The organism is Oryzifoliimicrobium ureilyticum (assembly GCF_037199735.1).
GTDB classification, from domain to species: Bacteria; Pseudomonadota; Alphaproteobacteria; order Rhizobiales; family Rhizobiaceae; genus Rhizobium; species Rhizobium ureilyticus.
This window is the reverse complement of record NZ_JBBBVQ010000002.1, coordinates 503,302-518,499: the sequence shown is the minus strand read 5'-3', so window position 1 is coordinate 518,499 and position 15,198 is coordinate 503,302. Positions and strand designations below refer to the sequence as shown.

At 57.3% G+C, this 15,198-nt stretch carries 13 protein-coding genes; 11 read left to right on the top strand and 2 right to left on the bottom strand.

The window, feature by feature from the left end:
* Positions 1–2: 2 nt before the first annotated feature.
* The 11 genes from VQ830_RS05480 to VQ830_RS05430 are packed head-to-tail and all read left to right on the top strand — an operon-like array spanning position 3 to position 13,129.
* Positions 3–2,570, top strand: a complete 2,568-nt coding sequence (locus tag VQ830_RS05480) for a hypothetical protein (RefSeq protein ID WP_337267056.1) — start codon at positions 3–5, stop codon at positions 2,568–2,570.
* A gap of 4 nt (positions 2,571–2,574) precedes the next feature.
* Positions 2,575–3,225, top strand: coding sequence for a hypothetical protein (locus VQ830_RS05475; RefSeq protein WP_337267055.1), 651 nt, complete (start codon positions 2,575–2,577; stop codon positions 3,223–3,225).
* A complete protein-coding gene (locus VQ830_RS05470) occupies positions 3,225–3,902 on the top strand; it encodes a hypothetical protein (protein WP_337267054.1) in 678 nt (225 codons plus the stop codon). Before VQ830_RS05475 ends, VQ830_RS05470 begins: the two co-directional genes overlap by 1 nt.
* Positions 3,902–4,339, top strand: coding sequence for a DUF6950 family protein (locus tag VQ830_RS05465; protein ID WP_337267053.1), 438 nt, complete (start codon positions 3,902–3,904; stop codon positions 4,337–4,339). The genes VQ830_RS05470 and VQ830_RS05465 overlap by 1 nt, the downstream gene beginning before the upstream one ends.
* A complete protein-coding gene (locus VQ830_RS05460; RefSeq protein ID WP_337267052.1) occupies positions 4,336–9,204 on the top strand; it encodes a phage tail protein in 4,869 nt (1,622 codons plus the stop codon). The genes VQ830_RS05465 and VQ830_RS05460 overlap by 4 nt, the downstream gene beginning before the upstream one ends.
* Before the next feature lie 3 nt (positions 9,205–9,207).
* Positions 9,208–9,621 carry a hypothetical protein gene (locus VQ830_RS05455; RefSeq protein ID WP_337267051.1) on the top strand — a complete coding sequence of 138 codons (414 nt, stop codon included), beginning with the start codon at positions 9,208–9,210 and terminating at the stop codon, positions 9,619–9,621.
* Positions 9,611–10,000: a DUF4376 domain-containing protein gene (locus VQ830_RS05450; RefSeq protein ID WP_337267050.1), complete on the top strand. Its 390-nt coding sequence runs from the start codon at positions 9,611–9,613 to the stop codon at positions 9,998–10,000. The genes VQ830_RS05455 and VQ830_RS05450 overlap by 11 nt, the downstream gene beginning before the upstream one ends.
* On the top strand, positions 10,000–10,653 hold the full coding sequence (locus tag VQ830_RS05445; protein WP_337267049.1) for a DUF4376 domain-containing protein: 654 nt from the start codon (positions 10,000–10,002) through the stop codon (positions 10,651–10,653). The genes VQ830_RS05450 and VQ830_RS05445 overlap by 1 nt, the downstream gene beginning before the upstream one ends.
* A gap of 3 nt (positions 10,654–10,656) precedes the next feature.
* A complete protein-coding gene (locus VQ830_RS05440; RefSeq protein WP_337267048.1) occupies positions 10,657–10,935 on the top strand; it encodes a hypothetical protein in 279 nt (92 codons plus the stop codon).
* Entirely contained in the window at positions 10,932–11,087 is a 156-nt protein-coding gene (locus tag VQ830_RS05435) for a hypothetical protein (protein ID WP_337267047.1), read from the top strand. The genes VQ830_RS05440 and VQ830_RS05435 overlap by 4 nt, the downstream gene beginning before the upstream one ends.
* Before the next feature lie 5 nt (positions 11,088–11,092).
* Positions 11,093–13,129: a glycoside hydrolase family protein gene (locus VQ830_RS05430; protein ID WP_337267046.1), complete on the top strand. Its 2,037-nt coding sequence runs from the start codon at positions 11,093–11,095 to the stop codon at positions 13,127–13,129.
* On the opposite strand, the gene VQ830_RS05425 is transcribed toward VQ830_RS05430, so the two are convergent.
* Together VQ830_RS05425 and VQ830_RS05420 are read right to left on the bottom strand one after the other, a co-directional pair.
* A complete protein-coding gene (locus VQ830_RS05425) occupies positions 13,116–14,216 on the bottom strand; it encodes an acyltransferase family protein (protein ID WP_337267045.1) in 1,101 nt (366 codons plus the stop codon). The genes VQ830_RS05430 and VQ830_RS05425 overlap by 14 nt on opposite strands.
* 6 nt (positions 14,217–14,222) lie before the next feature.
* Entirely contained in the window at positions 14,223–14,972 is a 750-nt protein-coding gene (locus VQ830_RS05420; protein WP_337267044.1) for a GDSL-type esterase/lipase family protein, read from the bottom strand.
* Positions 14,973–15,198: the final 226 nt, after the last annotated feature.

Below are 15,198 nucleotides of genomic sequence, written 5' to 3'. Positions count from 1 at the left end.
GGATGACGTTCAAGCTCTCCGTCGATGTTGCTATCAATCCGGCCGGCGCGAAAAGCGGCGGTGTGGAAGTTGTCAGCTCGGTCAACCAGATCAAGACAGCGGCCGAGGCGGTTGCGCCAGCGCTGTCTTCGATCGCGACCGCAACGACGACATCGATCGACACGATCCGGAGCGGCTATGGCACTCTCGATACAGCGCTCACAAAGTACAAGCAGACCGTCAATGAGCTGAAGGCAGCCAACGCGGCCGGAAAACTGTCGTCCGAGGATCTGACGGCGGCGCTGCAGCGGGAAAAGCTGGCCTATCAGGCATCGACCGACGCCATCAAGAAGCGGAACGAAGCCGCGTCTGTCCAGCCGGCCAACGACAATGCAGCGCAGTATCGCCGACAAAATCTGACCTATCAGCTCTTCGACATCGGTCAGTCGGCCTATGGCGGCATCAGTTACACGATGATCGCCGCGCAACAGCTCCCGCAGATCATCCAGCTTTATGCCGGTCAGGGCGGGCTGAATGCCGCCCTTCGAGACACGGCCGGTCTCCTGGGCGGTGTGGCGCGCGCCTTCGGTCCCGTAATCGTCGCCGGTACCGCGCTCTATGGCGTCTATCGTTTGATTATGTCCTATTCGGCCGAGGCGAAGCTTGCGGTCGACAGCACGACGAAGGCGTTAGCCGAACAAGCCCAACCAATCAGCGCCCTCACTGCGCAGATGGATGAGCTGACGAAACTGCAAGGCAGTTACCTTGAAGTCCTGAAAGGTACTGGACTCGCGAGCAATGCTTCAACGGCAACTGTCCTCGCCAATATTGATAAGGAGTACCGAGCAAAGCGGGACCTGATGGAGTTGGATATCAAGGCCAAGGATGCCGAGATCGAAACTCAGAAGGCGGAACTTGCCACGCTCAATTTGCAAATTCGTCAGGAACTCGCGAAGCAGGTCACAACAAATCTTGACCTGGAGCGGCAGGGGTTCAGCGACCCGAAGATCGGCCGGTTTGTTCAGCTGCCCGACAGCATCACTGGCCTGGAAAAAACCCAGCAACTGCTCGACAAGAACCCGCTGACCGACAAGGTCAGGAGGCTAAAGGACGAGATCGACATTGCCGAGGGCGCAAATGACAGGTTCAAAGAGTCGCTTGGCGGGCTTGGCGCGGCAGCATCGGGGCAGATCAACGGCGTCAACGCCCTGAAAGATGCTTTGAAAGAGCTGGCGGCCATTGGCGTTCCTGCTCTTACTCAGTTCGACCAGATCACAAAGACCGGCAAAGAAGCGATGGCGGTTTTGCGATCGGAAGCATCGTCCGGCGTAATCGATGAAGAAAAGCGCCGTCGTCTTGTCCTTGCGCAAACACAGGCAGGACGACGACTGGAAAACCAAGATCCCAAGGTTCAGGATTCCGACGGCTCGTGGTTCAATGTCCCTAAGCCTACGAGCCGGCCGCTCATCGAGCTGGAAGGCCTCCCAGGATTCGACAAGGCGCAGAAGAGCGCCCAGTCGGCTGCAGACGCTTACAAGGAACTGATCAAAAGCGCACGCGATCGCGTCGATCAGATGAAGCTCGAAGCCGATACGGCCGGCGAATATGGCGTTGCCTCAGATACGCTCCGTTTCAAGCTCGACCTTCTGCAGAAGAGCCAGGAACACGGCCGATCGCTGTCGCCGAAACAGGTCGCGGCCATCAATGAACAGGTCGATGCTTTCAAGAAGTATGCTTTGGAGGCCGGCAACGCGAAGGCGAAAGCAGACCTCATCTTCGAGCGCGAGCAGCTCGGCCGTTCCTCAATCGATCAGGTGATTGCCAACACGCAACGCAGCGCCGGCCTGCCGATCGACTTCGACAGCGATCTTGCCGGCATGATCCGGTTGAATGAGCAGCTGAAGCAGAGCCGCGAGATTGCCGGTGATTTCGTCGATACGTTCTTCGGCGGCATCGAGCGCGGTAGGAGTATACTCCAATCGCTCGGCGATTCAGGCATTTCAATTCTGAAGAAGCTTGGCGACAGCCTCGTCAACAATGTCCTCAACAACATCTTTTCGATCAAGGACGCCGCGTCCGGATCCGGCAGCGGTGGCGGTCTCCTGGGCGGTTTGTTCGGCGGGATCAGCAGCCTTTTCGGCGGCAGCCAGTATTCGAAAGCTGCCAGCGGCAAGATTTTCGGGCTCTTCGATAGTGGCGGTTATACCGGCCCAGGCGGCATTCATGAGCCGCGCGGTGTGGTTCATGCCGGCGAGGTCGTGTTCAGCCAGGCCGACGTTGCACGCCACGGCGGCGTGGCAACCGTAGAAGCCATGCGCCTCGGCTTGCGGGGCTATGACACGGGCGGTGCTGTCGCGGTCTCTCCGCTGTTGCCAGCGGCTCGATCGGCGCGATCGCAGGCCTCCGTGAGCCCGTTGCCAGTCGTTTTCCAGATGAATGCGGTGGTAAGCGGTCAAGGTGACCGAGAACTGCAGGCCAACTTACAGGCTATGACTGAAGCGATGATGCGCAATGCCATCGACGACTTCCAGCGCAACATCCTGCCCGACCGGGTCAAGGAAATTCAAAACGATCCGTTCGCAGTAGGTTGATCAGATGGCTGTCATCATTCCCAAACCGATCTCTTTCGCCGACAGTCTGCCGATTTCCTCCGTCAAGTGGGAGCTGAAGTACCAACAGGAGCTGTCTGGTCTTGGTACCGGCGAGTTTCTGGCGGCCGATTTGGGTGAGGCCTATTTCGCGGCCACCGTCACCCTCGACAAGGCCGACCATCGCACGATGCTCGCCATCCAGGCCGACTTCGAAACCTTGGACGGCGCGATCAACGCTTTTTACCTCTATGACCCGCGCGCCATGTATCCGGCTGCAGATCCGAAGGGCGTTCTCCTGGGGTCAGCGACGCCGGCGATCGGCGCGATCGGCGCGAACAACAAGAGCCTGACCGTCTCCGGTCTGCCGGCAGGCTATGTCCTGACCAAGGGCGATTTCTTTCACTTCGACTATGGCTCGAATCCCGTCCGGCGCGGCTTTTACCGCATTGTCGAGACGGTTGCCGCCGATGGCAACGGCGTTGCGGCTTCCTTCGAAGTGCGCCCGCATTTCCGTCCAGGCGTCACGGCTGGCCTGCCGATCGCGCTCATCAAGCCGGCCTGCAAGGTCAAGCTCGTGCCCGGCACCTTCGATCCAGGTACCGGCAAAGGTTTCATGACGGAAGGCCTGACCTTCCAGGTTCAGCAGGTGCCCTGATGGTCAGAGCGGTCGATATTGCTGTTGCAGCACACCTTCAGTCCCGCCAGGGCGTCATCCCGCGTAACTTCGTATGGATCACGGCCAAGAGCCTGACCGACGGCAGCTCCGAGTCGATCGGCTTCTGGAACGGCGTCGATACGGTCGATGTCACCGTCGTTTCAGGTCAGACGGGCGCTTTGGAGACGAGAACCTATCACGCCTGGGGATCATGGCTGTCGATCGAGAACATCCAGCGGTCTCCCGAAGTTGCGATTCGCACGATCAAGATGAAGCTCTCGCAGGTCTCGCCGGAAGTGCAGCAAGCCTTTCGCGGCTATGACACGCGGCTTGCGCCAGTCGAGATCCACCGCGGGTTCCTCGATCTCGATACCCGCAAGCATATCGGCACGCCGGTGCTGCGCTTCATGGGCTGGATCAACAAGGCTCCGATCACGACGCCGGCCGTCGGCGAACAGGGCGGTGTCGAGGTGAGCGTCGTCTCTCACGCCCGCATGCTGACCCGCATCAATCCTGCCAAGCGGTCCGATGAAAGCCAGAAGCGCCGCTCCGGCGATCGCTTCCGTCGCTATGCCGGCACGGCGGCCGAGTGGGAGTTTTGGTGGGGCGAGCAGAAGAGCACGATGGCGTCCACGGTTAAGTCGCTTCCGGCGCAAGTCTTCAAGAGGGGCAACTGATGGACCGCATCGTCCGGATCAACGGCTGGTATGAACGTCTTCATGACTATGTCGAGCGGGTACGCCGGCAGCCCTTCCAATATGGCACGCATGACTGCGGCCTGTTTACGGCCGGCGCGATCGAGGCCATGACAGGCTTTGATCCTGCCCAAGGCTTGCGGGGTCGTTACAAGACGTTCAAAGGGGGTTTGAAGCTCCTTAAAAAGCTCGGCTGGTCGAGCCATGCCGATATGGCCGCCACGCTCTTTTCCGAGGAAGTCCATCCGTCCCATGCCCAGCTTGGCGATATCGCAGCGATCGAGGTGGACGGCGATACCGGGATTGCGCTCGGCGTCGTCTCCGGAGCCCATATTCTTGTCGTTCAGCCCGATAAGGCTGGCGTTGGCATTGTCGATCTCTTGAGAGCCAGCCGCGCCTGGAGAGTGCCGGCCGCATGAAGAAGCTGCTTGCTCTTACGCTTTGGCTTTCCCTGACCACGGCGATTACGCCGGCGCATGCGGATCCCGTCTCGGGTCTGATCGGCCTTGTCAGTTGGGTCGGCTCGCTCGGCGTCGTTGGTCAGTTCGTCCTCGGTGCTGCCATCAAGATCGGCACGTCGCTCTACGATCGCGCGAAAGCCAAAAAGGAACAGACACAGGCTGCGGGCGTGCAGGGCTCGATGCGGGTCGGCGGTGACAATCCGCTTTCCTTCATTGTCGGAACTTATGCCACGTCAGGCTCGCTTGAATATGTGGGAACGTGGGGCAAAGACGGATCCACGCCAAACGCCTACCACACGCAGGTCATCTCTCTTTCCGATCTTCCGGTGTCCGGTCTTTCCAACATCATCTGGATCAGCGGCAAGCAATGCACGATCGACTGGAACGCCACGCCGACGGCGCAGGGCTATCCGGTTATCGAGTATCGCGATGGCGGCAAAGACTATCTCTGGGTGAAGTTCCATGACGGCACACAGACCGTCACGGACAATTTCCTGTTCAGCCAGTTCGCAACGGGCGATCGGCCGTGGAAAGCCGACATGATCGGCAATGGCGTCGCCTATGCGATCGTCACGGCACGGCTCAACCGCAACCTCTTCACGTCAGCACCGTCGATCAAATTCATCGTCCAGGGCATCAAGCTCTATGACGTGAGGAAGGACAGCAGCGGCGGCGGAAGCGGTGCGCATCGTTGGAACGACCCATCCACCTGGGAATTCTCGGAAAACCCGAAGGTCATCCAGTACAACATCCTTCGCGGCATCTCTTACCAGAACGAGTGGTTCTACGGCGGGCAGAACCTTGCGGCCTTCCAGCTGCCGGCATCGAACTGGATGGCGGCCATGAACGAATGCGATCGCCAGATCGCGCTTGCCGAAGGCGGTACCGAAACGCAGTTCCGCGCCGGCGCTGAGATCTTGACCAACTATCAGCCGATCGAGGCGATCAAGGAGCTGGACAAGACCTGCGGTGGCCGCACGGCGGAGCTCGGCGGGATCTATAAGACGATCTGCGGTGCGCCAGGACTTCCGGTCTATTCCTTCACGGATGCCGATATCGTCATCACGCAAAGCCAGGAGCAGGATCCGTTCCCAGGCCTCGAAAGCACGATCAACGGGATCTCGGCGACCTATCCGGAGCCGGCCGAGGCCTGGAACAACAAGGACGCGCCGGCACGCTACAACGCCGATTATGAGGCCTCGGACGCAAATAACCGTCTTTTATCCGAGCTGGAATATCCCTATGCGCCGTACGGCCTCCAGGTGCAGCGTCTCATGTCGGCCGCGCTGGAAGAGGCGCGACGGTTCCGCAAACATACGGCGACGATGCCACCGGAAGCGTTTCTCATCGAGCCGCTCGATGTCATCTCCTATACATCGCCGCGCAACGGCTACAGCACCAAGCGCTTTCTTATGGGCGGCATGGATGACCTGCCGAACGTCAATCAGGCCGTTGCCTTCTCTGAGATCGATCCGGCCGACTATGGTTGGACACCATCGCAACAGCTGCCGACCTCGACCGGGGTAACCGGGCCGATCGTGGTGCCGATCCAGCCTATGACCGGCTGGACCGTCGAGCCGAGCCACATTTCCGATGCTGCCGGCACGCAGCGGCGGCCCGCCATTCTGGTCAAGTGCGCGCCCGAGCTGGAGGACGTTGCGCGTGTTCATGTCAAGGTTCGGCTGAAGGCAACGCAGGCCATCGTCTTCGACAGCGATCAGAACGCTTATCCAAAGCCCAACACGAACGGCACCTATCAGTGGCTTCTCTCCGGAACGTGGTGTCTGCCGCTCACGACCTTCCAGGTCAGCGGCGAATATGTGCCGTTCTCGACGCGTCAGACGGAGCCGTCGGACTGGATCGATGTCACGACCGAGAACATTCTGATCTCATCCGACGACATTTTTGACAACGCCATCATCCAGACCAAGATTGCCGATGGTGCCGTCATTGCTGCCAAGATCCGGGATGAGGGTGTTACGGCGCTAAAGCTTGCCGATGGCGCTGTCACCACAACGAAGATTGCGGTCCAGGCGGTCACAGAGCAGCTCCTGGCGAATTCGGCCGTCACGGCTGACAAGATGGCGGATGCTGCCGTCACGTCATCTAAACTGCGCGATTCGATCATCACAGAGACCAAGTTTGCGGCCGGTCTGAAGCCGGTGAAGGTCTTGTCTTCACCGCCTGTGAACGGTCAAGGCAGTGACGGCGATACTGCGACCTATGGCGGCGCTCTTTATACCTACAGCAACGGGCAATGGAATTCGCCTTCCTTCAGCCTGCCGGATGGATCGGTGACCGCCAACAAGCTCGCTGACGCGGCTGTTACGGCGCAGAAGCTGGCTTCCTTTGCCGTCACCAACGACAAGATCGCGGTGGGTGCCGTTTACGGTGACGTGATCGCAGCCAAGGCGATCACGGCTCGTATGCTGACCCTTGTGGACTGGGAGAACCAAGTCCCGGACAACAAGCTGCAGGATCCTAAATCGTGGGGTTCGGACGGGGGAGTTCTCAATCCCAACTCGACGAGAGGTTTTGATTCTCAGGGCGAACTGAATTGGACATACACAGGGGGCACTGGCTATAAAACGGCCCTGCTAAGCCAATTCTTCCCTGTCGTCCCTGACCAGCAGTATCGCTGCGGCTTCCAGTTCATCAGAACCAGCGGGACAAAGGTTGGCATCTGGGCGCGCCTCGACTGGTATGACGCGCAAGGAAACAACCTGAATACGTTTGGGACGATCCTTGATGCAACGGCAGGGAACACGATCTCTGGGCTACAGAAGTTCGGGGCCGATGTTCAGGCCCCCTCGAACGCCGCTGCGGCTCGCTACGTCGTCTATGTCTGGCGGGACAACACTGACGGCAACTTCGCTTGTGGGGCACCATCCGTTCTGCGCAAAGCCGGCGCAAACCTCATCGTTGACGGTGCCATAATTGCGAACAAGCTTGCCGTAAACTCCGTCACTGCTGCCAGCGTCCAGGCCGGAGCGATTGGCGTTGACCAACTGGCAGCCGGGGCTGTCGTCGCATCGAAGCTGGCTGCCGGCGCGATTACAACCGACAAGCTGGCGGTTGGCTCGGGCGGAAATATCTTCAAGAACTCAGCCTTCGAGATGGACGGCCTGTACTGGGGCCGTGAGTATCAGGACGGCAACAACTGGACAGTCGGTATTCGGACTGACAACTACGCGGCTGGCAAGCGCGTCTATGAGATACGAAAGTCAACAGCCTGGGGCGGGGGGCAAGTCTACGGCATCCGCCAGTACAACGGTTACGGCACGCCACTCACATACGCAGCTGAGGCTGGCAAATACTACGAGCTCTCCTGCTATTACTACGGACACAGATGCCGCCAGATAGAGCTGTGGATTTGCTTTCTGGATACGAACGACGCTGTCATACAGTATCTAAGCGTTCCGTTCGATGCGAACATCAACGGCAATCCTGCACAGCAGCTCTCGAATTATCGAAGGGCGTGGGCGAAGTTCCTGGCGCCAGCAGGCACAGTCCGCTGCTTCCCGTTCTTCCGCCATGGAGACACGGCGAACGTCTCTGGCTACAATGACAGCTATCTGTGGCTGAAGAACCTTTATTTTGGCGAGGCCAACGCCAACCAGACGCAACCGACGCCTTGGAGCGAGGAAGGCAACACCTTTATCCAGGGAGGTGAGATTGTCGCTCGATCCGTCACGGCCGACCGTATCGTCGCCGGCGCTTTAACCGCATATGAGATCGCTGCGGGAACCATCACGGGCGACAAGGTAGCGGCCGGCACCATTACCGGTGTCAACATCCAGGGCTCGACGATTACGGGCGATAAGATCGCTGCTAATACGATCAGTGCCGCACAGATGGCTGCCGATGCCATCACAGCAAAGTCGTTGCTGCTGACCGACTTTTCCAACATGTCCGACAACGGCTATGGCAACGGCAATCTGGGCGGCTGGAACGTCGAGTGGTATCGCAACTACTATATTGACAACAATCTCGGGTGGATAACGCAGCACGACGGCGGCGCTGTTTATATGCGGCAGGCCGTTCCTATCATGGAGGGCGATTGGTTCTTCGCCGACGTCTACGTCTATAACCAAGCGGGAGCCCGCGCCGTCAACTACATCGCTTGGCTCGACGTTAATGGCAACTGGCTCAGTGCCTCGCATTGCGGCTACACCGACGCAAAGAACCAATGGGTGAGACTGCAGGGCCGGGTCCAAGCGCCAGCCGGCGCGCGCTTCTGCCGGCAGCAGCTCCAGCGCGAGAGCGCTAACACGAACGAAAATACCTTCTGGGGTCGCCCCGTCATGCGCCGGGCCTCCGGCGCTGAACTCATCGTTGACGGCTCGATCACGGCCGGAAAGATGTCGGTGAATTCGCTCGATGCGATCTCAGCTAACCTCGGCAACGTCAATATTTCCCAGGCCTATATCGGCACCTTGACGGTCGGCACCGGCAATATCCAGGGCGGCGCGGTTTCCGACGTCTTTTTCGGGGTCGGTGGGAACGGTATTTCGGGCACGCTCGTCTCGATCGGGGTCAATAACCCCTATGGCGCGGCTGTCATCATCCAGGCGGCGGCGCAACCGTCTTCTGCAGGTGGCAATGCTCTTGTGACTTTGGCGATCCAACGCAACGGCGGGACCATCAGAAACTTGCCGATCGTGACAGGAAATACGCCGAGCAATCAGCTCTTTTCGGGCTCGTACTTCCTCGTCGATGCTCCTGGCGCAGGATCGTTCACCTATTCGCTCGTGGTGGCCTCCGTCTCCGGCATTTCGACCATCACGATCCCCACACTCATCGCAACGGTCCTGAAGAGGTAAGGCATGTTCGAAACGCAGATCCTCAACTGGTACGTTCTCTATGATCCGCAGACAGGTCGGATAAAGCAGATCTCCAGCTATCCCTTCGGCTTCGAGCCAGAAAGCCATGGCGACGGCGAGATCCTGAAGCTTCGCCAGCCTCCAGCCGATCCCTTCAACGTTCCCTCGACCTCCTACGTCAGGGACGGCCTTTTGCTGCCCCTGCAGGCCATGGAGATCGAGGACGCCTACAGCGTTGGCCTCAACACGCTCATCACGATCCCTTTGCCGGAAGGAACCGATATCCATTTTGGCGGCTCCTGGGAGCGAGGCCACGACAGGATCGAGTTCTCGGCCGACACGGCCGACGACTATCACTTCTATATCGAGCCGCCCGTGCCTTACCTGCCGAAAGGGATCGTCATCCATGCGGGTTAACGTCGTCAGGAAAGATCCGATCGAAGAGATCGCAAAGGAACGGGATCGGCGGCTGGCCTATGGCTTTGTCTTCGATGGCAAGCGGTTTCAGGCCGACGATCGCAGCCGCGCCAATATCGGCTTTGCGGTCGGCATGGCGGCTCGCATGAACGACACCGTCGCCGGCAGCGGGTCGATGGTCTGGATCGCGGCCGACAATGCGAAGGTCGCCATGCTGCCGCAGACCATAATCGCCTTTGGCGACGCTGCCATGACCTTCGCCAGTGAGATGTATCTCGCTGCCCGCACCCTCAAAGACCTTATCAAATCAGGCGAAGCGCTGGACATCGAGGACGATGCCCTTTGGCCGGACCTCAACCGCGATCGAAAGGAAATCTGATGTATCGCATCGACAGCATGTACGAGGCCATGGTCGACGCCCTCTTGTCGGCTCGCAAGGAGAACAGGTCGGAACGCTGGATGCCGGCCGTCGCGATCTGGCTCGGCCGTCAGCAAATGTGGAACGCCCAGGATTTCTGGCTTGGGACGGCCATCATGCTCATCAAGGGGCTGCCGGACGAAGAGCGCCTTGCGATCGAGGCGCAGCTCAGCAAGGCAGAAGACGCCCTTATGGAGACGGTGACCGACTGGCCGGAGATCCCGCAGTCTGTGGCGAGCGTCGTTGCGACCTGGACGCCAACACCTGAAGCCGTCGATCTCTTCGCCTACCTCGCGGCCAAGCGCTACCAGCTCGAAACGGGCGGCATCACGCTGCAGGGGATGCGGATCGAAACCGATCGGCAAAGCCAGTCCATGATCACGGGTGCTTTTGCCTATGCCAAGGAAGATCCGGACCTGACCGTCGAGTTCAAGACGAAGGACGGGTTCGTGAGCCTCACCTCGGCGCAGCTGACCGCGATCGGCGCGGCCGTAGCGCAGCACGTCCAGGCGTCCTTCGCCAAGGAAAAGGAAGTCTACGACGCCATCAAGGCCGGAACCATCACGACGACGGCCGAGATCGATGCCGCAATGGTTCTTTCACAGGGGGTTTAAACGATGACGGTACGCATCAACAATCTAACGGCCGAGAGCGGTGAGACTGCCGCTTGGTCGCCGGCGGCCGACACGCTGATCCAGGTCCACACGGATGAAGGATCGACAGCGGTCGTGGAACTGTTCGGCCGGGCCGACGCGGCGGCTCCTTATGAATCGGTCGCATCGGTGAAGCTCGGGTCCGAGGCCTTCATCCACCTGCCGGTCAAGCTTCAGTCGGTCAAACTGGTCTGGAGCGCCAACCGGGACGGCAAGCACTTTTCAGCCTGGAGCGTCGAATGACAGCGCTGAAGATCACAAACAAACTGGGCCGGACGTTCGGCCGCGCCGTCACACAGGGCGGTGGGGGTGTGCTGCCGAGCCTCTGGATTCTCGCAGCTAATATTTGGAACGACGCAGGCGTGTGGGATGACACCGCCCAGTGGAAGGACTAACACCGATGACGCTTGCTCTAATCTCTAATTCGGACACCGGCTTGTCAGTCCGCCAAAAGCTGAACAGCCTGATTGCTATATCAAACGAATGGCAGTTTGTGGTCCTGACAAGCGCAATGTCTGGTCAGGCAAATGCATCCGCAGCGACCGCTGCTATTCAGGCTGGGTTGACCGCAGCAAAGACGGCGGGCGGCGCTCATGTCATCGTCCTTGGCGATGCCGGCACTTACGTCATCAATTCCCCACTCATCTTTTCAAGCAATACCATTTTTGAGATTGCTAGCGGCATCACGCTGCAGAAGGTGAATAACGCGGTCGGCAACCACTCAATGGCTCACAATGAAAACATGGCTACGAACGTAGACGTGAACATTGAGATCAGGGGCGGCATCTGGGACGGTAACTACGCTAACAACAACTCGTCGCTAGTGACCTCCGATCCTTCTAATCCTTTGGCAGGCATTCAAGGCGACACGAACTTCATCGGCGTCGCCGGCTTTAAGATGACGAATTGCCGTTTCATAAACTGCAATGGCTTCTGCATTCAGTTTATCGGCTCAAATGCGGTTTTCCGGGATCTGACGTGCGACACGAACCGAGACTTCCTGCACATTAATGGGACATCGTACAACATCCTGATTGACCATTGTGTCGGGACCAGCGCTGACGCATTCATTGCGCTTAATGCCTGGGACTGGCACCGCAGCTCGCCCACGGTAGGCGATATCTCCGATGTCAGAATCAAGAACTGCGCCTATTATGGTTCAAATCTATCGGCTCGCGCAGGTTACTTCCTCGTCTTCCTAGCTGGTACACGTACCACTCAAACCGGTACAGGCGTCGGCAATATCCATGACGTTACCGTTGACGGCTTTGTGGTTGACGGCACGAAAAGCAGCCTCGGCGCGAACAACATCATGGTCATTATGGATGCTGATCAGCTTGTAGCTGGAGAGTATTCGGGCGCTGGTTTGGTCGAGAACGTTAAGATTTCAAATGGCCAGATAATCACGCTCGGTCCCGAAGGGCTCCTGTTCAAGAAGCAAAATGGCGCGGGAGGTGCAGACGGTCAAAACGATCTGACGGTGCGGAATTTCGTTGTCGAGAATGTGCACTTTGATTGCTCGCAGGGCACATGCCGCTATCCGGTTTCCGCTGTCATCGGCTTTACTGCTCTCTCGGTTAACGATTTGATTTTCCGAGATTGCCAATGGACGCCGAATAACGGCACTGCAACGCCTCAGATGTTCGTCAACTGGGCTAACAAGACCGTTGCTGAACGGATCGTTGTCGACGGCCTCAAGATCAATAAGAACACGTCCACGGCTCAGATTGCGTCTATGGTTCACGGCCAGTATACGACCGGACAAGCTTCCGTCATTGACGATCTGACGCTTGACCGGATAACCACGGCCCCAGGCTATCAGTTGCCGAGCGCATGGCTTATTGTGAATGGCGTTATTAAGTTTCTTCGATCTGATGGCGTGCGGATTGTTGGCCCTGCTGGTGGCAGTGATGGACAGGGCATCGTTCTTACATCGTCGACCGCTCAAATCGTTAATGGGGTGGTCTCCAACGGCTACTTCAACGGTGTAAAGGAATTGGTGCAGATCAACTCTGCTGTCTCTTCCGGCAACGCCGTCACGCTTACTTTCCGAGATTGCAACGTCTTGTCATGTACGCACCCTGTCTATGTGAACGGTGCCTTCAACGCAGACGTATTATTTAACGGAGGTGTGCTGGACACGCCAAACAACATTGCCAGAGTGGTGACAGGGTCCGCCTTGCTTTCGCTTGAAGATGTTCGTGTGTCGGGGGCAGGTGCAAGCGCAATAACGCTAGTATCGTCGGGAACTGCTCGCCTTCGCCGGAGTGGGCGAGCTTCGCTCGCCGCTACGACTGTCCTTACCCCACAGGATGGCGATCAGGTCTATTGGGCTGCGACACCAGCCTATACCGGCGTGAACGTCATTAGTGGAACTGGCGCGGGTCTCTATATCTACAGAGGTACGGGAACTGCCGGATGGATTAAGCTGAACTGATGACGGTTTCAGGTGGTAGCGGCGCAATAAGCTTGCGCCGCCTTCTCCGTTGAATCGGAGCATCGAAGTATTTTTCAAGGGCAATGGAAATTCCGATAAATGCCAGCAACATAAGAAAGCCGGATGCCGGGGCAAGCTTCATCAGTGCTTCGCTACCGAACACTAGGTCGCAGACGATTACCAGAGGCGCATGGACGGCGTAGAGGGGAAAGGAAATCTTTCCAAGAAGCTTTGAGACGCTCCCAGCCTTGCCGATCGGCTTACATTGAAGTGCAAGCACGACCAGAATTGGAAACACGACGGCAACGACAAACAAGTCATACGCGATTGTCAATCCGACCAGGCGACGCGGCAGCGGTAAGGCTAAAGCGATAAAAGTCACGCAGTAAATCAGCAGCGTGCCTGTTCCTGCCCCGATGCGAGGCATTCTCAGCTTAGCTTCAAGGTAATGGCGATGACGGAAGATCAGCACGCCTATCGAGAATGAGCAGCTTATTCGCAAAAGACCAAACAGGAAAAAGGAAGGCTGATAGCCAACGTCGGCGCTCCCGTTACTGACCACGGCGTAGCTAAACCCCACAAAGCTAATAAGTGCGGTGACGGCAATGATCGCCGACCGCCGTTGAACCAAAAGACCAGCATAGATAAAGCTAAAGGCCAATTCCGAGAACAGTGACCATGCTGGATGATTGAAGGGATAAATTGGAAGCTTTGCCAAGTCGGGGAGAAAGAACAACGCAAGGCCGAAGTCTTTTGAAAGACCCGCAAGATTGCTCGAATTTTGAAGTAAAATACACGTCAGTCCAATCGAGGATCCCAGGATATATAGAGGGTAAATCCTCACAAGTCGGCTGAAGATGAATGATGCAAAAGAAGTCGCCCCGGATCGAAGTTTGCTCTCGTAGTTGTAGGCAATAACGAACCCACTGAGAACAAAAAACAAATCTACCGCAAGAAAGCTCATCGGTGTCTTGACTGGATTGAAGTAGTCGATGTGCCGTGTAGCAACGACAATTGCGGCAATTCCTCTTATGCCTTCAAGACACAGGAAAAATTCTTTTGGCGTCTTCGCTATATTATTGTCCATAATTCTCTATTCGAATGGGTTCATTCCGAAGCGCCGAATTGCGGCTTGCTTTACGCTTTCGGCAAGAACCACATATCCTTGACTGCTAGGGTGGAGCATATCGTCATCGAAGTTGACACATTTTGACGAGCTCCAACTGCAAGTCAAGCTAGCTTCGTCTTGAGCAGCTATTGCAATAGAAGAATCCTGGGCGAAGTTGTCAGAAACGATCTTGTTTGTTTCAGCTATAGCGTCTTTGCGATAAGCAAAACTTGGGCCGCGAGGCAAAATAGGGACGATAACTATACGCGTGGTGGGCCAATTCTCGCGAACTTGCTTCGCGACTGCGATAATACCGGCGGCTACTCCACAAGGAGCTGCGCCATTATCGGTGATATTATTGGTTCCGATAATGATGATCGCTACTTTAGGGTCTACTGCAGGTCTGAGGTTTGTTAAGCGCCACAATGTCTCCTGGGTTTTGTCGGCTCCAACGCCAAAGTTCTGAGCTGAGATAGTAGGAAAATCTCGACGTAGCGTTGGCCCCCAACGAAATGCAATCGAGTCACCCACAACCAAAAGTTTTGGGTTGGCTAACTGAACCCTCTGCTGTTGCCTAGCTTGTTTAAGCTTCGCAGGGCCTTGCTCAATCACTGGTGTGGTTGTGACCAATGTCTGGATATCGTCGCAGTATGATTGGGCTGCACTCGCAGCCTGAAATGTGCCGAGCACCATCAGAACGATCAGCGGCAACAGCTTGAAACACTTGTGGAGCATTTGGTTTTCCTAAAGTCAGAACTCTACTCTACTCTACTCTACTCTACTCTATTCTGCTGCGCAGAACTGGCACGATAGCCGTCATATTTGGGCGGTCAATACGCGGCGCCTTATGAGAGACTGGCTTAACCGAACGCCCTAGTGTGGCCAAGATGTAAGGGCATTTGACTCGTATGAGGGTTCAGATCTTGATCATTGCGCTGCTATTAAGTGCGCTATCGTGGTT